Source organism: Rhodothermus marinus (assembly GCF_009936275.1).
GTDB lineage: Bacteria > Bacteroidota > Rhodothermia > Rhodothermales > Rhodothermaceae > Rhodothermus > Rhodothermus marinus_A.
This window is the reverse complement of record NZ_AP019797.1, coordinates 1597421-1617190: the sequence shown is the minus strand read 5'-3', so window position 1 is coordinate 1617190 and position 19770 is coordinate 1597421. Positions and strand designations below refer to the sequence as shown.

Below are 19770 nucleotides of genomic sequence, written 5' to 3'. Positions count from 1 at the left end.
TAATTTAGCGTCTGTGCATGATTATTCCAGTACAATACGCACCTTACCCTGCTCATGGCCCCTGGTGAGTTCATCCAGATAGGCCTGAAAGCGCCGTAAAAGCTCCTCCGGTGTTACCGGCGAACCGTCTTTAAGAAGCGCGGCCCGAAGATTTTCGGTTTTTACCGTAACCCTGACCAGCCCGGACAGAACCTCCTGGAGGGCCTGAACAAACTCAGGAACCAGCGGATCGGGAAGCTGGCCGGATTCCAGAAACGCCTCTACCTGTCTTCTGGCTTCAGCCTTAAGCAACTCAAGGTTACCGCGGATGGTCGGATCTTCCAGGTTTTCCAGCAACGCACGAATCCAGGACTCCAGCAGGTTGTCAATCTCCTGATCGAGACCATCAAGCACGGCTGCAGCGGAAGCTTTCACGGGCTCCGCTGCGGGATTAAAGTTACAATGGGGGCAGATGGGCGATGTCTCGAGCTCTCTTTCAGTGAGCGCAAAGCAGCTTTTCAGGTTGGCCAAGCGATTTTGCAGGGCGACAAGCTGCTGGTGTGGCAGAATTTCGATCGTGGCCAGAACTTGCAGGTTTTTCAGACGCTCGTCCTTCAGGAGATCCGCCTTTCGTCGGTCTTCGTTAATGCCCAGTCGCGCCCGGGCGTGCAATGCAAGGTAATCTGTTATGTAATCCCGTTTGAGCGATTCAAGGGTCTGGCGAAGTGGGCCGATCGCATCAGCAACTGCTCCCTGTCGCGCGAGGTCTGCTACCTGCTTCAGCACCTGTGTTCTGACATCTCGGGCCCGTTCTGCCCACGGACGGTCTTCGGGCATCAGACGCATGGCTTCAGACAGATACGAAGCCACCGGACTCAGGGCCTGAACCAGCTCCTGCAGGGACTTGATCTGCTCCAGGACTCTCAGGCCATCCTCATGCTGCCTGATCTCCGAAGCGTCGTAGCGGAAGTTTTTCAGCTTGCCCGGGGTGTTGAATACGTGCAACGATTCCAGAAACGATTGGGTTTTCTGGAGCCGGGCACGCCAGGTTCGCACCTGTTCTTCGTCGATCAGGGGCTGTCCCCAGAACCCCACCCCTTCCTGTAGCAGCTGCTGAGCCCGCACCAGTTCATCTAACTTCGTTTCAACGGCCTGTTGAAGTTGCTGAACCGGCTCATCCTTTCCCTGAGTGACAAGCTGCGCCATACCCGGCGCCAGGCCAAGCAATTCAAAAAGCGCCCGAAGTGCGGGGAGATTCCACTCCTTTGGAGGCTCAACATGCTTGAACTTGACCAGATCGGCAACGGGTGTGCTCGCAAGCTCGGCAATATTTGTGGCCTCAAACTTTTTACCGGGAATGGCCAACACCGCATCTCCAGAGTAAACCAGAGCAGCAAGGACGACGGTGGCCAGCTCCGGCTCCAGTCGGTATCCCTTCTCTGGGGCAAAATATTCCACGCCATGAACGTCCTGGATGAGCTCCGAGCGCAGGGTTACCTGATCCGGCCCTTTCTGTTTGAGAAGTTCGAGCACATATTTAGCATACCGAGAGTGATACGGATCAAGCCGCTCGCCGTCGAGAAGCTCCAGCGCATCAAGTACAGCGATAGCCTGCTTGGTGCGGCCCTGCCCGGCAATTGCACGTAGTGCATCCTGCGCTGCTTGCGCACGGTTCTGGTTGGTTATGAGCACCGAAAAGCGTGGATACTCTGGTGCCAGATCTTCAAAGTGAGCCGAGAGAATATGTGCGGCAATAATGTTGATCAGATCCCGAAAGCTTATCCGCTCGTGAGGAGAAATGCCAGCCGCTTCACGAATGGTCTTCCCCTGAATCCATTCACGCAGGGGCCGGCTTCGTCCCTGGTAGGTCACATGGAATGCTTCAGCGGCATGCTCCTGCAGCCATTGCACCAGTTGCTGCAGATATCCTGACGCTTTGTCTTCGTATGCTTTCTTTGCGTGGCCGGTTGCGGAGGAGGCCAGATCCCGCGCCGCCGCATAAAAACGTAGCGCCTGAAGAAATTCTTCACTAAAGTCCTTCAGATTGAAGAAAACCTCATCGGCTTTCTTTTCATCTTTAAAAGAAGGTGGAGCGAACGGCTGGATGAAGTAGAGATAGAAGTCCTGTGGCGGAACGGCCGTTGAACGTTCATTGGGCGAGCCAAAGAACAGGTATCCTCTCCGTCCGGCATTTCGCGCTGGCCAAGTCAGTTCATGTTCCCAGATGCGGTACCCGGTCACATGGGTCGGCACATCTTTCTTTTCCATTGCGATCAGCAACGCCTCATAGTAGGCGCGATCCAGGGCTGTGTCGTCCAGACTTTCGGTGCGCTTCTCAATAAGGGCATCGAAGTCTTCTGTTTTTTTGAGATCCAGGTACCACTGGCCGTTATTTGGATTGTAAGAGATGAACTGGCCGCTGACAGTGTGCTGGATTGTTTTCAGAACGGTTTCAATGAGGGTAAGCAGATCTTCGGCGGGATCACCTCCCAGCTCTTCAATTCCTGGTTGGTACAGGCAGAGGCTGTCCCTAAGCTCCTGAGCAGTCGGGCCAATGGGGGCGTAGATGTCTCCTGTAGTCAACCGATGAACCGAAAGGGCATGGACGATCCGCAGAGCCAGCGGCTTGTACTGAGGACGAGGGAATGCTTGTTCAATGCGAGATTCCAGCACCTGACTTGCCTCAATGACTTCCTTTACTTCGGGGATCGTACGAAAGGCGGGATTGCTGCGCAGGGTATCCCAGTAGCTATCGTATGCAATCAGACCGGGTCTGTCCTCCGGAACCTCCTGGTCGAGCAGCGCTCGCATCGCCATTGAAAGCGTCTTGAGTACCTCCCGCTTCTCGACCACTGTAATGCGCTCAAAGGTATCGATGTAGTCCGGATGCACCGGGAAAAGACGGACGAATTCGTCCATCCGTTCGTTCATGTTACCATAGAAGCGGGCGAAGGGCCTGAGGTAATTGTTTATCTTGACCTGTTGCTCGCCGGTTTTTTTGAGCAGGCGCTCGGCAACGACGAATTTCACATCGCGGCGGGCAATGAGGATCTGTTCAAAGCGGTCCTTGACTCGACGTACGCTGTCGGCCACAAAAGCGAATCGAGGGCTGTCAAAAATCGCCTCCTGTACCCCCGCTATAAAACGAAAACGCAACTCCTTGCAAATCTCGCCTATTTCCCGAAGGAAGTTAAGGTCGAGAATCAGCTCCTGGTCCTTTCGAGTACGCAGATAGTCCAGAAGCTCGTCTACGACCAGAAGCAACCCATGGTCCGGATAAGTCTGATGGAATGCGCTCATCATTTCCTCGAAGGCCGTCTTATTGTTCACAACCTGATCAGCCTTCGGGAACGTGTATATCACACCCATCGCCGCCAGGTGCTCCTCTAGCTCTTTCGTGAGAATATCCCGCAGCGGCATAGTGGTAGCTCCAATCTCGGTACGGACCACCTTGAACCTGCCGGCGACGACTTGAGCGGCTTCGGCCACCTGAGGGTGGCTGAGTTCGTTCAGCAGCTCGGCACTTTCGCAGATGGCGGAAATGACGGCCATCAGGTGCGACTTACCCGTACCGTAGTTGCCCACTACCAACAACCCTTTGTTATCGGCTGGCTGGTCGAACTGCAGGTTAGGCAAAACCACGTTTATGATCCGCTCAGCCATCTCTTCGGAGATGACATACGTGCGGACCAGCTGGCGGGCGGCGGCCAGCCTATCGGCTTCTCGCAGCTGGACAACGGTCTCAACCGGCTCAAATTGAATCAGATCGCGATACTTCACCCCCATCATGACACAAACTTTTGTTTTTTTTACAATGGTACTACAAGCGTGTCGCTAAGACTGTATTTTTTGTATTCCGGGTGGTTTGGGCTTGCGTAGGTTAAGTGACCTTCCGAAACAGCACCATTCCAGGTCGCCACAATGGTCTTATTCCGGGAAAGCTGCTGAAGCAAACGCAGCGGGTCCTGGTTCAAATGGACGTCAAACAGCAATTCCAGATTATCAAGGAGCGCTACATCCCCTTTGATTTCGCTGATGATATCCGCAAGAAGCTTCTGCACCTTAAATGGTCGTTGCTGCGGGCTTATCTCCAGCAGTCGCCGTGCAAGCTCAAGATTGACATTAACAAGCGGGACAGTGACACGTTTTGAAACCTCCTGCAGAACGCTTGTCTTACCGCTTCCCATAGGGCCGACCAGAAGAACAAGCCGGTAGTATTGCAACCGTGCTTCTTCTATTTTTGCCATTATGTGGTCTACTACCTCCATAGGCCCCGACTATCTGATAGCGCTCCTATTGAAGTTACTATCGGATCTTTCACCTTCAGACACCTGAACCTTCCTGTAACATCGGGGGTGCGGATCCCTCAGGACCCGCACCCCCTGCCCCACTCACCGCTGATACTTCAGCTGCCCACGCGGTAGCTCGTACGCCCGAAGCGTGCCCCGATCATCCACCACCGACAGCAAATTCCCGCTTATGTTTACCTGCACGATCCGACCAGGCACCGACCGCGTGAACAACACGCCGCCTCGCGCATCATACACCCGAACCGTGTGCCCGTCTCTGTCTACCTTCGCCGAATACATAGCCCACCTCCTGTGTTTGCGGTTCAACATACACCCCTTCCTTCAGCAAAGCACCGGCGCTTCCGTCGCCACACCATCACCTCCGGCCAGCACCGAAGCCAACCACCGCTCCAGCGCCGACGACGCCGCCGACACGGCCGGATGCTTCACGCGCAGCAACTCCGCCTGCGGCTGCACCTCCAGCACCGGGATCTGGCGCGAAAGCTTCCGCAGCGTCGACTTCATGTAGTCGCCCCCCTCTTCGAGCACCAGCACGCCTCCGTGCACCCGAAAGGCCCCCACCAGCAACTCCTCGGGCAAAGCATCCACGTCCAGTTCCTTCGGCGCGCGCCAGGCCATGCCGCCCGTCAGGCGCGCCAGCATCCCGGCCACCGTCTCAAGCTCCGACGCACCGCAACTCACCCAGAGCCCCTGCGAAACGTCCAGCTCCAGACCCTCCGGCACCGACCCCTTCGGGCCACTCAGCGGCTCCAGACCCAGCAGCACAAACACCGACTCGCCCAGCATCCCCACCAGCGCCTCCTCGCTCAACTTCACCCGCGGATCGTCTCCCAACAGTGCCCCCTGCACCCTGACCATCCCGCTCTTGCGCAAACGGGACGTCGGCAGCAACGCACGCAGCACCTCGAACTGCTCGCCCGAAGCGCGCTCCCGCACCAGCAGCGGCATCAACTGCGACAACCGACCGCAAAACGGCCGAAACGACGTCCGCTCCAAGAGCGCCTGCATCAGCAGCACCCGCACCAGACGCCGCTCCTGTTCCGTAAGCCCCTGCGCGGCCATGTAACGCTCCGGTGCCACCTCCTGCCAGCGCTCCGCCACAAAACCCTCGCCCTGCTTCCGAGTCGCCTCCTCCTCATCATCGAACGGAAACGGAAGCTCCTCGTCCAGATCGAACACCCAGCGCCGACGACGCGACCCGACCAACTCCTGATGCACCGCCGTCAGGTAGTCGAACAGCCGATTCAGCTGCTTCTCGTAACGCTTCGCCATAGTACCTCCACGGTTTGGTTTTGAAGGACAATTTCCACCTGTAATCTACGCGGCCCCTCTCCGAAAGCGGACATTTTCAGGTCCGCTTCTGGCTTCATCCACCGGCGCTCCCCCTATTGAAAACCACGGACCTCCGCCGATACTCTGCCTACCGGAAGCCCGTCCTGCCGAGACGATGTCGCTGCGAACCAGATTGCTCGCGTTGCTGCAGGAGCGTCCGCACACGCAGAAGGAACTGGCCGCTCTGCTTCGCTGCGACGTGCGCCATGTGCGTCGCCTGGCCGGCCAGCTCGAAGCCGAAGGCCTGCTACGCAAGTCCCGTCAGGGACGGCACGTCTACTATGAACTGGCCCTGCTGGTCGGAGAGACCACCAGCGTCCAGCTGGAGTTGACCGAGCGCGAAGTGCTGGCGCTGGGCGTGGCCGGCGCTGCAGCCGCCTCGCTGCTCGAAGGCCTGCCGCTGGGCCAGAACCTGCGCGAGCTGCTCCAGCGCCTGGGCACGCAGCTCCGCCCCGTCTACTTCGCCGTGCAGCCCGAGCATCTCAAGCCCCGCTTCTACTTCCAGGCCATCGCCCGCACCCACGTCGATCCCCTCATCTTCGAAGCCGTGCTCGAGGCCTTGCTCGAAAACCGCGTGCTCGAAATCGACTACGACCATCCCCGGCGCGGCCTGGACCGAAATCGACGGATCAACCCGCTGTGTCTGGCCATCGTGGGCAATGCCGTGCAGCTGACGGCCTGGTGCCACCGGCGTCGCCGCCCGACCAACTTCTCGCTGGCCCGCATCCGCGCCGCCCGGGCGCTCCTCTACGAGACGTTCGAACGGCCCGACTTCGATCCGGAGGTCTATTACACGACCGACGCGCTGGGTGCGGTGGCCGACGATCAATACTACACCTACCGGCTGTGGGTCAGCGCCCGCGTGGCGCATTGCTTCCGCGAGCGAGAGTACTTTACAGGACAGGTGATCGAGGAAGAGCGTCCGGATGGGAGTCTGGTGGTGTCCTACGAAGGGCCGGGGTTGGAAGTGATGCGGGCGTTTGTGATGAGCTGGGGGCGCGATGTGCAGGCGCTGGAGCCGCCGGAGCTGGTTGCGCGCATCCGAGAAGAACTGGCGGCCATGCAGGCGAGCTATAGTGCCTCTTCCACCTCCCTGTCCGACTGAAAGCGGACACGCAAAAGTCCGATGTCCGCAGCGCCCTTCGTAAAGCGGCTCGAATCGTCACAGCCGCTATGGGCCAAAATGCTCCGAGACCATCTTCTCGCAACCGGGCTCCCCATTGATTTTTCGAAACCCGCCCCGCTCCATGACGTTATGTTTCTGCCATCGTATTACATCGTAATACGTTTTGCATTTGGTGTACCATGAGCACCGTACTTACCTGTCGCATCGATGATGAGCTGGCCCGCCGCCTGAAAGAAACGGCCGAGGAAACCGGACGCAAGTCCAGCGAAATCATCCGCGAAGCGCTTCAGCGCCATCTGGCGCTACTGGAATTCGAACGCCTGCGTGGTCGCGTCCTTGAAGCAGCTCAGCGTCGGGGTTACCTGACCGATGAAGATGTTTTTGCTGAGGTGTCGTGAAGGTCTTCCTCGACACAAACGTCATTGTAAGCGGATTTGGGACGCGCGGCCTGTGTGCCGATCTGATTCGTCTGGTAATCGCCCGACACGAATTGACCGTTTCCGAGGTGGTGCTCGAAGAGGTAAAGCGCGTGCTGCTGGATAAGTTTGGACTCCCATCGGACGAGGTGCAGCGCGTTGAGGCTTTTCTCAGGCACCATTCTGTCGTTCCTACTCCCCCGGACACGTCTGGATTTCCTCTGGACAAATTGAAAGACGAAAATGATCGTAAGATACTTGCCGCAGCTATCGAAGCCGAAGCAGATGTGCTGATTACCGGGGACGGCGACCTGCTGGCACTAGGAGATCTCCTGCACCGCCCGCGGATCATGGACCCACGGAGTTTTCTGGAATCGATGCTTTCCAGGTAAGTTTTCTCAGTCTTGCGCCGCTTCCCGATCCGGCTCCCCCACGCTCGTCATCCTACAGCCTCGCACTCCAGAATCTGTCCTCAGAGCACCTGCCAGCAAGGCGTCAGTCACCCGAAATGTCCGGAATCGTCCTTGCTTACGACACCACCAGCAGGGAGACCAGTGTGCCTTCGCCATGAGGCACGATCCCGGCCATCGCACGCACCAGCAAGAGCAATGCAGCTAACCGCCTACACGGATCCGGGATGAGCCGGGCCAGCTCACCGGCTCGACCATAGCGCCCCCGTCGACGAAGCCCGTCAAACACCAGCGGCAAAAGCGCGTTTTTCTCCGCATCAGGCAGCGTGGCAAGCCGCTCGTCGCGTCGGTTCCGCCCCTCCAGCAACGCTGCCTGGAGCCAGAGACGCTCCGCTTCGGCTTCCTCGCCCAGAGCCCGCATCGTTGCCGCTATCTGCCGCACCAACCGTGCATGTCCCAGTTCCACCGCAGCCATGCCCACGAAATCACGCAAGCCCTCCTGCACCTCTTCATCCTCAATTGCTTCGATCAGCGTCAGGGCCGCCCGTAGCCATCGGCACCGCCGCCGCGCCGACACGTCGGGCTGCGCGCTCAGCACACAGGCCTCCACCAGCCGTTCCGAAATCCATGGAATTTTATTCCCGGACTTCTTCCTGCTTCCTCGACCCATGACTCGGAGGGTTCCGCCGCCAGAGGAGTCTCCACAGGCGTCACTTCCCGCGGAACTCGCGGTAGGGCCGTTCAGGGTGGCCAGCCCGCAGCGCCATAGATTCAAGGCCGCATTCAGGTCGCGGTCCAACTCCAGACCGCATTGCTCACACCGGAACGTCCGCTCAAACAGCGGAAGCTTCCGACCGGCAGTGCCACATTGAGCGCATGTCTGCGTCGAGGGGAAGAAACGGTCCACCACGATCAGCCTGCTCCCGTACCAGTGGCACTTGTACTCCAGCAGCCGCCGGAACTCGCTCCAGCCCATATCAGCCACCGACCGGGACAGACGACCACGAATCAGACCCTTCACGTTGAGGTCTTCGATCACCAGCACTGGCTTGGTCCTCGCCAGCTCAGTGGTGACCTTGTGCAAGAAGTCCCGGCGAATGTTCCGCACCCTGCGGTGGAGCCTCGCCAGCCGGAGCGTGGCCTTGCAGTAATTATTGGAACCGTTTTGCTTACGGCTCAGCGCTTTGCTTCGCCGCCTCAGCAACCGGAGGGCTTTCCCCAGAGGTCTGGGGGCTTCTATCCGGGTGCCGTCGGAGAGGACGGCGAAGGCGGAGAGGCCGAGGTCTATGCCTACGATATCGTGCTCGCTTCCCACCTCCTTGGGTTCGGGGTCGGGGCGCTCCACCTCACTGGTCAGGCTCACATACCAGCGGTCGGCCTCCCGAGAGATCGTGGCAGACAGAATGCGCGCCTTGCCCGCGGAAAGAAGAGTCAGAAGCCTGTCCGTCTTCTCTTTGCTCCGGACCTTCCCGATGCGGGGGAGCTGAATGTGACGGGCAAAGACCCGAATGGCCCCGGTAAAGCGGGCTTTGTTGTCGTCAAGGCTCTTCTTTCGCTTGAAGCGGGGAAAGCCGGCCCTCCTCTCCCGCCAGCTCCGGAAGGCCCGCTCGAGGTCTCGGAAGGCCTCTTGCGGCGCGCACTTGGAGACCTCCACCCACCAGGGGGCGTGCGCCCGCTTCCAACGGTTCCAGGCCCTGTGAAGCTCCACGGCTGAAGGAATCCGCTCCCCCGCTTCCAGAGCCTTCAGACACTGTTCCAGGCCCCAGTTGTAGGCAAAGCGGGCAGCGCCCACGTGCCTGGCCAGCGCCCGTCTTTGGCTGGCATTCGGGTCCAACTCAAATCGAAACGCCTGATGTGCCTTCACCGTATGGCCTCCAGCGCCCGTTGTGCCCGGCGGCGGGCCGAACGCCGTCCGTAGAGCCGCGCCGCCAGCGACGTCAATACCTCCAGTACGTCCCGCACAAGGTCCTCCTCCACCTCTCGGTCGTCAACCACCAGGATCCTGCGTCCCTGCGCCGCAAAAGCTGCCTCCACAAGATCGAAACCCCAACGCATAAGTCGGTCCCGCGTCTCCACTATGATAACCGCTACCCGCGGGTCCGCAAGTAGCGCCCGCAGTTGCCTGCGCCGTCCGTTGAGACCAGAGGCCACCTTCGTCACCACCCGCGCCACACGCAAGTGCCTTTCGGTCGCCCACCCGACCAACCGCGCCACCTGTCGGTCCAGATCCCCTTTTTGCTCGGCCGACGACACCCGCGCGTAGATCACTACCTCCCCATGAGCTTCAGGCACCGCCTCTTCCTCTACCAGAATCGTACCCGTCGGCAGTTGCCGTGCCCGTACTGGCAAAATGCCCGCCTTCCACCACTTCCACGCCGTCTTGTAAGAGACGCCGTGCTTTCTGGCCTAATCGGACAGCTTCATAATTCCACAGAAATATCATAAAGTTCTATGAGTGATACCTCAAACTTCAGCTGTTGTCAACCCTTCTCCCGGGCAAATTCAAAGCCAAAACACTCTACCAGGCGACACAACTCCTTAAAATCAAAGTTTCCAGGCTTTTGTCTGGCCTTTTTTTAGAAGTTTCAGGCATTACGGTGATACCGTATTACCATATTAATTATCCAAAATGTTGCCCATAGAGTACACGGGAGGCTCCGGAGCAAAGGCACAAAGACGCAACACTACCTGCGGACTTCCCGAAGGCCGCTTTTGCCGCATCGATCTCGTCAGGCCGCCGGAGACAGGCATGGTCGCGAAGCAAAAACTGCAGAATTGTGGAGAAAAAATAAGATGCTACAGCTTCAGCTGCTCAAGCATCGGCCGTAGTTTGTATTTGCGTTGGTGTTTATCCAGCAGCGAGGTCAGGTATCGCTGCCACGTTTCCAAGTCGCCGGCCTCACGCAGAATATCCCGGCCTTTCTGCAGCCAGTGCACCGCTTCGTGGTAGGCGTCCGCTCGTCCGGCGTCCATGATCGCCTCGGCCCGAGCGCGGCACTGCGCAAACGCCCACGATGGAGCCATTTCGCGCACTACATCGATAACTTCCAATAGCACCGCATCCGGACACCATCGGTCCGCTTCCACCACACGCATGGCCCGCTCATATTCGCCTTCTTCCAGGAAGATTCTTACCGCCTCTTCCGGCCCCAGCGCATGCGCTTCTACCATTTCCAGGGCGCGCTCGCGGACGGCAGACCATTCCGATCCCAGCAGCGTGACCAGACGACGATAGTTGTCATGGGTCGGGTTGATCCGGAGAGCCTCCCAGGCAGCTTTTCGGGCCAGTTCTCGCTGGCCGACGCTGTCGGCCTGATCCCGAAGCCACACGGCCAACTCCTCCCTGTCTACCCGCGAAAGTGTCTCTGGAAGCTCCAATCCATATTCGGCCAGTGCAAACGCTTCAGCCTGACGGTGGTGCGCCCATAGCGCCTTTACGATCTCCATGATTTCTGCCGGCGAAGCCAGCAGGACTCTGGCTTCCTCAACGGCACGGTCGTACTGGCCGATTTCCACCAGTTTGCGCACGTACGGTACATATTGCCCTTCCGCCTGCGCGAGGTTCAGGAATTCCCGCACACGTCCCTGCCGCTCCAGAATGCGAAGACGAATTATCGCCAGATCGTCTGCAAAATCCGGTGGCTCGCTTTCCCAGGCGCCCTGCTCCGTAATATGTCCCTGCATGGCGGCCACCAGTGCAGGGTCATCCCAGCCCTGTCGGACTGCCGTGACGGCAATCTCCAGCGCCTCACCGCCCGGCAGAGATCGAACCCATCGAGCAAGGCGCCGAATCCAGTGTTCCCTTTCTTCGGCTGAGAGCTCCAGCGAGAGCAATGCTTCGGCCCAGAGCATGCCCAGTTTTTGCAGCCATGGCTCGTCTTCCAGCAAACCCGTCTGGATAAGCCATTCCACCTGGACATCCCGGCAGGCTTCCTGCCAGGCCATGGTCAATGTTTCCAGGGCTGCCAGCGCTTCCCGAGGCTTTCCCTCGGCCAGTTGCGCCTGCACCTGCTCGAGCAGCGGGTCGAATAGCTCGGTAAACGGCAATTCCTCCTCGAACGCATCGGGATCGTAATAAAGGTAAGCCTGCGCCAGCTGGTATAGTTCGGTGCGAAGGCTTCGGACCAGTGCGGCTACATCCACCTCAGGAGATAAACCAGACCGGGCGTTGCTTTCTACTCGGGGGACATGCCTGAACGTCTCGATCAACTCGATGACCTCGGGGTGAGTGGCCGCCAGCTGATGTATCAGTTCAATCAGTTCCTCACGGCTCATGCTTTCAAGGAGTTCTTCAAGCGAAGCACGCTGCGGAACATCCTGCGCATGATGAAGCAGGTACAGCAGCACGGCCACGATGTGTTTGCAGTCGCCCAACCCCTCATAGGGGCAGGTGCAGGTGGCTGTTTGCAGGTTGCCTTCCGGTGTGAACGAGACGTGTACGACGTAGGGCATGTACTCACTGCCCTGCACCTCGGCGGTCAGCGTCGCGCCTCGCCAGACAGCCCGCAGGACGTGGCCCTCCTGAAAGTACTGCAGGCCACGCACCCATGTCTTACCGGTGGTGCGGCGCCGGATATCGGCCTCGGAAAGGCGCAGTATTTCAGGCCGGGTCTGCTTCTGCGCCATGCTGGAAAAAGCGTTCGTGTTTCTTTTTCGAGGGAGATATAGCCGGTGGTCAATAGGTTCCGCAGGATCGGTCAGTTACGTCCCTTATCCGTCGCCACCAGCTCTGAAGCCACTTTTTCATACAGCAGGTCCTTTCTGAACATCCGGCATGCTTTCAACCTAAAAATGGAAGGCCGGACTTCTCAAGCCATCGGAAAGGTTACCCCGCAGCTCCGGACTGGCACGCCTGCTGCTTTTTTGTTAAGTTGAGGCACAAACCAGACGAGGTCGGCCTATGCTGCCCGAAAAACTGCCGCTGCCTGCAGCCAGCGCCTTTGCCGACGATCTGCTGCCGCTGTTTCTCTCGCGCTGTCGCTCGGAAAACACGCGCCGCGCCTACCGCAACGACCTGGAAGAATTTTTCGGCCTCTTCTTCGAAGACGGACGGCTTTCGCTGGAGAACGTACGCAGCGTCACCTTCGCACACGTCAACCTTTACATCGAGCACCTCAAGCGCAGCGGTTGCGCCGAAAATACGCTCCGACGCAAGATTGCCGCGGTCAGTTCGTTCTTCAAATGGGCCGAGGCCGTCGAACTGGTCGACCGCTCGCCGGTGGTCCGGCTCCTGGTGCAGTTGCCCCGCGCCTCGAAAGAGCGCCACATCGTGACGCTTTCGCGCGAGGAGGCTCGTCAGATGCTGGAGGCGGCGCGGGCGCATCCCCGCACGGGCATTCGGGACGAAGCGCTTGTGCGCGTGCTACTCTACTGCTGGCTGCGACGCAGCGAGGCGGCCGCCATGAACTTCGAGCACATTCGCAAGATCGGTGCGCACTACGTGCTCCGGCTGCCGCGCACAAAGAAAGGCACCGAGGAAATCGTCAAGATCCCGCCGCACTGCATGACGTCGCTCGAGCGGCTGGCGGCCTTTTATGGCGAAGCACGGGGTCCGGTCTGGCGCAGCTTCTCGAACAACTCACGGGGCCGGCGGCTTTCGGCGCAGAGCATCTACAACATCGTGGCACGACTGGCCAGGGAGATCGGACTGGATCGACGTATCGGCGCGCATACGCTCCGTCACACGGGGATCACGCTGGCCGTACAGGGCGGCGCGCCGCTGCACAAGGTGCGGACTCAGGCACGGCACGCGGACATCCAGACCACGATGGTTTACGTGCACCAGCAGGACTTTCTCGACGACAACGCCGCCGACTACGTGCACCTCTGAAACCGGCGCCTGAAGCAGACTTCAGCGTAAAAGGCGGACGGGCTTGCGCGGCATGGTCACGCGCGGCCGCTCGGACGAACGCGGCCCCCGATCGCCGTGCAGCCTCGGCGGAGGCGGTACCGGCCGCCGCCACGGATCACCCGGAGGCGGAGGGTCCTGTGACGAGCCGGAATCGTTGTTCTTCCAGATGAAGTGCCACAGGATCGTCCCCACGATCATGGGCGCCAGTGCCAGCAACACCCCGATGACCTGATAGACCCAGTCCATGATCTCCCGATCGTCCTGAAGAAAATCGCTTCCGCCACGTTCCTGTTAACCAATTATAAAAATTGTGCCGCCGTGCGCAAGCCCTGCGTGTAAAAAGTTTTCCGGTTTTCCAGAGAAAAATGACCGCTCCAAAGGAAATCCTTACCGAACTGGCCGCCTGGCAACGGCGACATCTGTCCGAGCAGGGACCGTTCCTGATTCTGGCCGGACCGACGGCGGTCGGCAAGACGGATCTGAGTCTGGAGCTGGCCGAAGCGTTGCAGGCCGAAATCATCTCGGCCGACAGTCGCCAGATCTATCGTCAGATGACCATTGGGACGGCCAAACCGCCTCACGAGGCACTTCAGCGCGTGCGGCATCATTTCATCGACGAACTGGATCTGGACGAGCCGTTTTCGGCCGGGCACTTCGCCTTTGCCGCATGGGAGCGCATTGGCGAAATCCTGTCCCGCGGGCACGTCCCGCTCGTGGTAGGCGGTTCCACACTCTACCTCTACGCGCTGCAGTTCGGGCTGGCGGAAATCCCCGACGTCGATCCGGCCGTCCGTCGCTGGCTCAACGAGCGGATTCACGCCGAAGGACCGGAAGCGCTCTACGCCGAATTGCAGCGCGTCGACCCGGAGGCCGCCGCCCGTCTGGATTCCACCAAGACGCAGCGGGTCATCCGGGCGCTGGAAGTCTATCATGGCACCGGCCGGCCCATCACCTATTACCACCGGCACCACAGACCTTCGCCCTACACGTTTCGAACCATCGTGCTTTATCGTGATCGGCCTGTGCTCTACGAGCGGATCAATCGCCGGGTGGATCAGATGCTGGCGGCCGGACTGGTCGAGGAAGTCCGTGGGATTCTGGAGGCAGGCTACAGTCCGGATCTGGATGTGCTGCGCACGATCGGGTACGAGGAAGTCATTGGCTATCTGCAGGGTGCGTACGATCGGGAAACCATGCGGCGCCTGATTCAGCGCAACACCCGGCGGTACGCAAAGCGCCAGCTCACCTGGTTCCGGCGTTTCGACTTCGAGTGGATCAAACTCGATTAGCGGCGGTGCAGGCGCATGCGCACGCGTCGCCCGCCGTCTTCGTAGAAAACCTCGTCGGCCAGCTCTTCCATCAGAAAAAGGCCGCGTCCGTAGGGACGAAGCAGCATTTCGGGGTCGTTCGGATTGTAGCGGGGAATGCGTTCGCGATCGAAACCCGGGCCTTCATCTTCCACGCAGAGCTCAATGGTGTCGTCCCGGGTGTCCAGCGTGATGTGCACTTGTTTGGCAGGGTCTTCGCGATTGCCATGGCGGATGGCGTTGGTGATGGCCTCGCTGGCCACGACCAGCAGCCGGTCGATCAGTTCGGGGGAAAAATGAAGGGTGCGCACCAGCGCTTCGATCTGGAGCAGTGCCTGTTCCATTTCTTCGAATCGGCTGGCAATTTTCAGGCGCTTTTGCATGTCTGTTGCAAGGTTTCTTCCAGAAGGGCAGCCAGCTGACCGGCAAGCCGCCGTCGATCGTATCGTGCCACTATCGAAGCATTTCCGCTCGGCAGCCGGTCGCTCTTCCAGTCTTCGTACAGACGTTGCAGCGCCTGCACGATGGCTTCCACGTCGTGCGGGGGTGTCAGGTAAGCCGCGCCGTACTCGGCGAGTACCTGCCGCCCTACCCCTTCCGGTATCAGCGCCAGAATGGGCTTGCGGGTTCCGATGTACTCGAACAGCTTGCTCGTACTGATGCCGGCAGCGCCTGGCTGCTCGCCAACCGTCAGCCAGAGCACGTCGGCCGCCTTCAATGCAGCAATGGCCTCGCGATGTGGCAGGTATCCGCGCAGCGTCACCACATCGTGCAGCCCCAGCCGGTCGATCAGCGCGGGCGTGTGGGGTGGAACGAGTCCGACGAAAACGGCCTCTATGTGGGCGCGTGCCTCAGGCTGCTCCGCCAGCCACCGGGCCAGCGCCCGGAGAAAGTCGTCCGGCTGCTGGGCATCGTAGAACACGCCGCTGTAGAGCAGGCGCAGTTTGCGGTCAGAGCGCGGCTCCGGGGCCACAGCCTCGAAGTCGGCCGGATCGAACCCGTGCGGAATCACATGGACGGACGGCCCCCCGGGTGGGATGCGTTGTGCGATAGCCTGTTGCAAGTGTGGATTGATTGTGGTGACGCAGGCGGCGTGTCGGAGTGTCCATCGTTCCAGCCGGGCATGCAGTCGGCGATGCCAGCGGGTGGGATAGATCTGGCGGGGGTTTTCCAGCCAGTCGTCGCGATAGTCGAGCACGAGCGGGCGACCGCTCCACCGTTGCAGCAGCGCGCCGATCAGCAGGGCCGTGGCCGGTGGTGCCGAGGCAAAAATCACGTCGATCGGGGCCGAGCGGATCAGGCGTCGGCCGGTCCAGACGGCTGGCGGTAGCCATCCGATCTTGTTGTCCGGTATGAACAGCCAGCCGTTGAGCCGACTCCAGCGTCGCCGGATGGATTCGGCAGGCAATGGAACCGGCTTTCGGCCTCGAAACAGACGGGTCGGGTCCAGGGAAAGGGTCCGGTGAATGGAAACGCCGGCGGCTTTCACTTCGGCCAGCAGCGTCTCGTCGTAGGCGAAGTAGCCGCCGGGGTGGACGGTCAGCACGATGGGTTCCCAGCCGTAGTCCGGCAGGTAGCGGGCGAACTTGGCCATGCGCTGCACGCCGCTGAGCCCCATCGGGGGAAAATAATACGCGATGAGCAGCACCCGGCGCATGGCTTACAGGATGAGCAGCGTACGGGGCAGGCGGGTGAGGTTCTCGTGGCCGTCGGGCTTCAGTACAATCAGATCTTCGATGCGAATGCCGAAACGTCCGGGCAGGTAGATGCCGGGCTCTATGGTGACGACCGCACCGACAGGCAGCAACTCCTCGTTGCCGGAGGCAATCCGTGGCCATTCATGCACCTGCAGACCGACGCCATGCCCCAGGCTGTGGGTGAAGTACTCGCCCCACCCGGCCGCTTCGATCACCGAGCGGGCCGCCTGATCCAGCTCGGCGGCCGTTATGCCGGCACGGGCGATCGCCAGCGCGGCCTCCTGGGCTGCACGGACCGTTTCATAGACCTGCTCGACTTTTCGGGAAGGCGGGCCAATAACGACGGTCCGGGTCATGTCGGACGCGTAGCCGTCCACGTGGCAGCCGAAGTCCAGCAGCACGACGTCGCCCACTTCGAAGGCCCGGTTGGTAGGACGGGCGTGCGGCAGGGCGCTGTTCGGGCCCGAAGCGACGATCGGATCGAAGGCCATGCGCTCGGCGCCCCGCCGCAGATGGCGGTAGACGATTTCAGCCGCCAGCTCGCGCTCGGTAGTGCCCGGGCGAATCAACGGCAGGATTTCTTCGAAGACCTGTTCCGTGATGACCTGAGCCTGGCGGATGGCCTGCAGGGCGGTTTCGTCCTTGACCGCCGTCAGCTCGCACAGCCAGTTTTCCACGCCGATCCACTCGATATCCGGAAGCAGTTCCTGGTACGCCCGCAGGCGGGCGCAGGTCAGGTGGTCGGCCTGGTAGAGCAGGCGTTGAACGCCTTCCAGCAGTCCCTGCGCTACCGCGTAACGCATGAGATCGGGGCCGGCCGTGTGCCGGGGAATGTCCTGTACTTCCTGTTCGGCCTGGGTGGTGTAACGGCCGTCCGTCAGAAAATGCGCCCCGTCACGTCGGACCAGCAGCAGCGCGTTCGAGCCGCTGAAGCCGCAGGCCCATCGGATGTCCGGAAGCGCCGAGATCAGCGCGGCGTCGGCGTCGGTCTGGCTCAGTCGCTCCTGAATGCGGGCAATGCGCGCTGCGGTCATGCAATTCAGTCCTTTCAGAAAGAGCGCAGCCAGTAGTTGGGCGCTTCCTTGGTGATATAGACGTCGTGCGGGTGGCTTTCGCGAACGCCAGCCGGCGTGATGCGTACGAAGCGGGCCTTTTCGTAGAGTTCGTCGATGGTGGCACAACCGCAGTAACCCATGGCCGCCCGCAGGCCGCCGATCATCTGGTAGACCACTTCGCTGAGGCGTCCGCTGTAGGGGACGCGGCCCTCGATGCCTTCGGGCACCAGTTTGGCCAGGTCGTCTTCGGCGTCCTGGAAGTAACGGTCCTTGCTGCCGGCCGCCATGGCGCCTACCGAACCCATGCCCCGGTAGCTCTTGTACTTGCGTCCTTCGTAGATGATGGTCTCGCCGGGGCTTTCCTCCACGGCGGCAAACAGGCTACCGATCATCACGCTGGAGGCACCGGCCGCCAGCGCCTTGGGAATGTCGCCGGTGTGTTTGATGCCGCCGTCGGCGATGATCGGGATGCCGCGCGGTCGGGCTTCTGCCGCACAGATCATGACGGCCGTGAGCTGCGGTACGCCGACGCCGGCCACTACCCGGGTTGTGCAGATCGATCCCGGTCCGATGCCCACCTTGACGGCGTCGGCTCCGGCAGCGATCAGATCGCGTGTGCCTTCGGCCGTGGCCACGTTGCCGGCCACCACGTCCAGGTTTTCAAAGTGCGTTTTGATCAGTTCGACGGTGCGCAGGACGCCTTCGGAGTGGCCGTGGGCCGTATCGACCGTGACAAAGTCGACGCCCGCTTCGACCAGCGCTGCAACGCGGTCCAGCACGTCGGCCGTCACGCCGACGGCGGCGCCAACGCGCAGGCGGCCGTGCTCGTCCTTGCAGGCGTTCGGGTACTTCCGCTTCTTCTCGATGTCCTTGAAGGTGATCAGGCCCTTCAGGTAGCCCTTTTCGTCGACGACCGGAAGCTTTTCGATCTTGTTTTCCTCCAGAATCCGCTCAGCTTCCTCCAGCGTGGTGCCGACCGGGGCGGTGACCAGCCCCTGCGAGGTCATGACCTCACGCAGGGGGCGCTGACTGTCGGTCTGGAAGCGCAGGTCGCGGTTGGTGACGATGCCCACCAGTTTGCCTTCCTGATCGACGATCGGGATGCCGCCGATCGAGTAGCGGGCCATCAGGCGGCGGGCGTCGGCAACGGTATCGTCAGGGTGCAGCGTAATGGGATCCATGATCATCCCGCTTTCGGAACGCTTGACGCGCCGCACCTCGGCCGCCTGGCGCTCAATCGTCATGTTCTTGTGCAGCACGCCGACGCCCCCTTCGCGGGCGATGGCGATGGCCATCTCCGCCTCGGTGACGGTATCCATGGCGGCCGATACCAGCGGGATGTTGAGCGGGATGTTACGCGTGAGCCAGGTCTTCGTGGAGACCTGGCGCGGCATGACGGCCGAGCGGGCCGGCACCAGCAGCACGTCGTCGTAGGTCAGCCCCTCGCCGACGAATTTCCAGGCGATGCGTTCGAGAATATCAGCGCTTGACAGCGTTTGCGTCTCCATGACCAATAGGCAGGGTTTTGAAGGTTTTCGGAGGTTTGAGGCCGACCAGGCGGTACAGACGGCGCACCTCGGCGTCGGTCAGACGGCGCCATTTGCCGGGACGCACGCCTTTGGCCGTCAGCCCGGCGTAATGCGTGCGCTTGAGCTGAACCACTTCGTGGCCGATGGCTTCCAGCATGCGCCGCACCTGCCGGTTGCGTCCCTCGTAGATCATCAGGGCGATCTCGTGCGGGTCGGCCGGATTGACGGCCACCTGAACGGCCCGGGCCGGTCCGTCTTCGAGTTGTACGCCCCGGCGGAGCTGTTCGGCTTCTTCCGGCTTGACCGGTCGGGCCGTCCGGGCTACGTAGATTTTTTCGACCCGGTAGCGGGGATGCATCAGCCGGTTGGCCAGTTCGCCGTCGTTGGTCAGCAGCAGCACGCCGGTGGTGTTACGGTCGAGCCGGCCAACCGGAAACAGTCCGTTTTTCTGTTCAGGAGGCAGGTTGATCAGATCCAGGACGGTCCGGCGTCCACGTTCGTCCTCGCAGGTGGTAATCGTGTCGTGGGGTTTGTTCATCAGGATGTAGAGCGCCTGCGTCTGGGGGACGACGCGAACACCGTTGACCTCGACGATGTCGTCCGGTCCAACGCGCATGCCCAGTTGCGCCACCTGGCCGTTGACGCGTACCTGTCCGCTGGCGATCAGCTCGTCGGCCTTGCGGCGGGACGGACAGACGCCCGCCCGGGCCAGGTAGCGATTCAGGCGGATCAGCGAGGACTTATCCGACACCGTCATC

Annotated in this window: 15 protein-coding genes and 2 pseudogenes; 5 read left to right on the top strand and 12 right to left on the bottom strand. The window is 60.7% G+C overall.

Going from position 1 to position 19770, the window contains the following annotated elements:
• Nucleotides 1-21 precede the first annotated feature (21 nt).
• The 3 genes from GYH26_RS07040 to GYH26_RS07030 all read right to left on the bottom strand — a co-directional run bounded on the left by GYH26_RS07040 (nt 22) and on the right by GYH26_RS07030 (nt 5561).
• The gene (locus GYH26_RS07040; protein WP_161542389.1) at nt 22-3759 is read right to left on the bottom strand and encodes a DUF6079 family protein; all 3738 of its coding nucleotides are present in this window, start codon (nt 3757-3759) and stop codon (nt 22-24) included.
• Nucleotides 3760-3788: 29 nt separating this feature from the next.
• Entirely contained in the window at nt 3789-4247 is a 459-nt protein-coding gene (brxF, locus tag GYH26_RS07035; protein ID WP_161541045.1) for a BREX-3 system P-loop-containing protein BrxF, read from the bottom strand.
• 363 nt (nt 4248-4610) lie between these two features.
• Entirely contained in the window at nt 4611-5561 is a 951-nt protein-coding gene (locus tag GYH26_RS07030; protein WP_161541044.1) for a hypothetical protein, read from the bottom strand.
• A 175-nt stretch (nt 5562-5736) separates the two neighbouring features.
• On the opposite strand from GYH26_RS07030, the gene GYH26_RS07025 reads away from it, so the two are divergent.
• From GYH26_RS07025 to GYH26_RS07015, 3 genes are all read left to right on the top strand, one after another.
• On the top strand, nt 5737-6726 hold the full coding sequence (locus GYH26_RS07025; protein WP_161541043.1) for a helix-turn-helix transcriptional regulator: 990 nt from the start codon (nt 5737-5739) through the stop codon (nt 6724-6726).
• A 200-nt stretch (nt 6727-6926) separates the two neighbouring features.
• The gene (locus tag GYH26_RS07020; protein ID WP_012845356.1) at nt 6927-7145 is read left to right on the top strand and encodes a CopG family ribbon-helix-helix protein; all 219 of its coding nucleotides are present in this window, start codon (nt 6927-6929) and stop codon (nt 7143-7145) included.
• Nucleotides 7142-7555, top strand: coding sequence for a putative toxin-antitoxin system toxin component, PIN family (locus tag GYH26_RS07015; RefSeq protein ID WP_161541042.1), 414 nt, complete (start codon nt 7142-7144; stop codon nt 7553-7555). The genes GYH26_RS07020 and GYH26_RS07015 overlap by 4 nt, the downstream gene beginning before the upstream one ends.
• Nucleotides 7556-8252: 697 nt before the next feature.
• Here the strand turns inward: GYH26_RS07015 and tnpB are convergent.
• The 3 genes and pseudogenes from tnpB to GYH26_RS06995 form a co-directional block, all read right to left on the bottom strand.
• Nucleotides 8253-9437 (bottom strand): annotated as a pseudogene (gene tnpB / locus GYH26_RS07005) (IS607 family element RNA-guided endonuclease TnpB); the annotation flags it as partial.
• Nucleotides 9434-9979: pseudogene (locus tag GYH26_RS07000) on the bottom strand (IS607 family transposase); the annotation flags it as partial. The pseudogenes tnpB and GYH26_RS07000, both read right to left, overlap by 4 nt.
• 390 nt (nt 9980-10369) lie before the next feature.
• Nucleotides 10370-12199 carry an SWIM zinc finger family protein gene (locus GYH26_RS06995; RefSeq protein ID WP_161541041.1) on the bottom strand — a complete coding sequence of 610 codons (1830 nt, stop codon included), beginning with the start codon at nt 12197-12199 and terminating at the stop codon, nt 10370-10372.
• 274 nt (nt 12200-12473) lie between these two features.
• Between GYH26_RS06995 and GYH26_RS06990 the strand changes: the two genes are divergently transcribed.
• The gene (locus tag GYH26_RS06990; RefSeq protein ID WP_161541040.1) at nt 12474-13403 is read left to right on the top strand and encodes a tyrosine-type recombinase/integrase; all 930 of its coding nucleotides are present in this window, start codon (nt 12474-12476) and stop codon (nt 13401-13403) included.
• A 21-nt stretch (nt 13404-13424) separates the two neighbouring features.
• Here GYH26_RS06990 and GYH26_RS06985 read toward each other — a convergent pair whose 3' ends face one another.
• Nucleotides 13425-13670, bottom strand: coding sequence for a hypothetical protein (locus GYH26_RS06985; RefSeq protein ID WP_161541039.1), 246 nt, complete (start codon nt 13668-13670; stop codon nt 13425-13427).
• A gap of 119 nt (nt 13671-13789) precedes the next feature.
• Between GYH26_RS06985 and miaA the strand changes: the two genes are divergently transcribed.
• Entirely contained in the window at nt 13790-14713 is a 924-nt protein-coding gene (gene miaA / locus GYH26_RS06980) for a tRNA (adenosine(37)-N6)-dimethylallyltransferase MiaA (RefSeq protein ID WP_161541038.1), read from the top strand.
• Here miaA and GYH26_RS06975 read toward each other — a convergent pair.
• From GYH26_RS06975 to GYH26_RS06955, 5 genes are read right to left on the bottom strand one after another with little or no spacing between them, the layout of a single operon-like run.
• On the bottom strand, nt 14710-15114 hold the full coding sequence (locus tag GYH26_RS06975; RefSeq protein ID WP_161541037.1) for an ATP-binding protein: 405 nt from the start codon (nt 15112-15114) through the stop codon (nt 14710-14712). The two genes, miaA and GYH26_RS06975, sit on opposite strands and share 4 nt — an antisense overlap.
• Nucleotides 15099-16388: a glycosyltransferase family 4 protein gene (locus GYH26_RS06970; protein WP_161541036.1), complete on the bottom strand. Its 1290-nt coding sequence runs from the start codon at nt 16386-16388 to the stop codon at nt 15099-15101. The genes GYH26_RS06975 and GYH26_RS06970 overlap by 16 nt, the downstream gene beginning before the upstream one ends.
• A 3-nt stretch (nt 16389-16391) precedes the next feature.
• A complete protein-coding gene (locus tag GYH26_RS06965) occupies nt 16392-17462 on the bottom strand; it encodes a M24 family metallopeptidase (RefSeq protein WP_161541035.1) in 1071 nt (356 codons plus the stop codon).
• A 14-nt stretch (nt 17463-17476) separates the two neighbouring features.
• Nucleotides 17477-18991 (bottom strand): IMP dehydrogenase, encoded by a 1515-nt coding sequence (guaB, locus tag GYH26_RS06960; protein WP_161541034.1) that lies wholly within the window; start codon nt 18989-18991, stop codon nt 17477-17479.
• On the bottom strand, nt 18963-19769 hold the full coding sequence (locus GYH26_RS06955) for a pseudouridine synthase (protein ID WP_161541033.1): 807 nt from the start codon (nt 19767-19769) through the stop codon (nt 18963-18965). The genes guaB and GYH26_RS06955 overlap by 29 nt, the downstream gene beginning before the upstream one ends.
• Nucleotide 19770 lies beyond the last annotated feature (1 nt).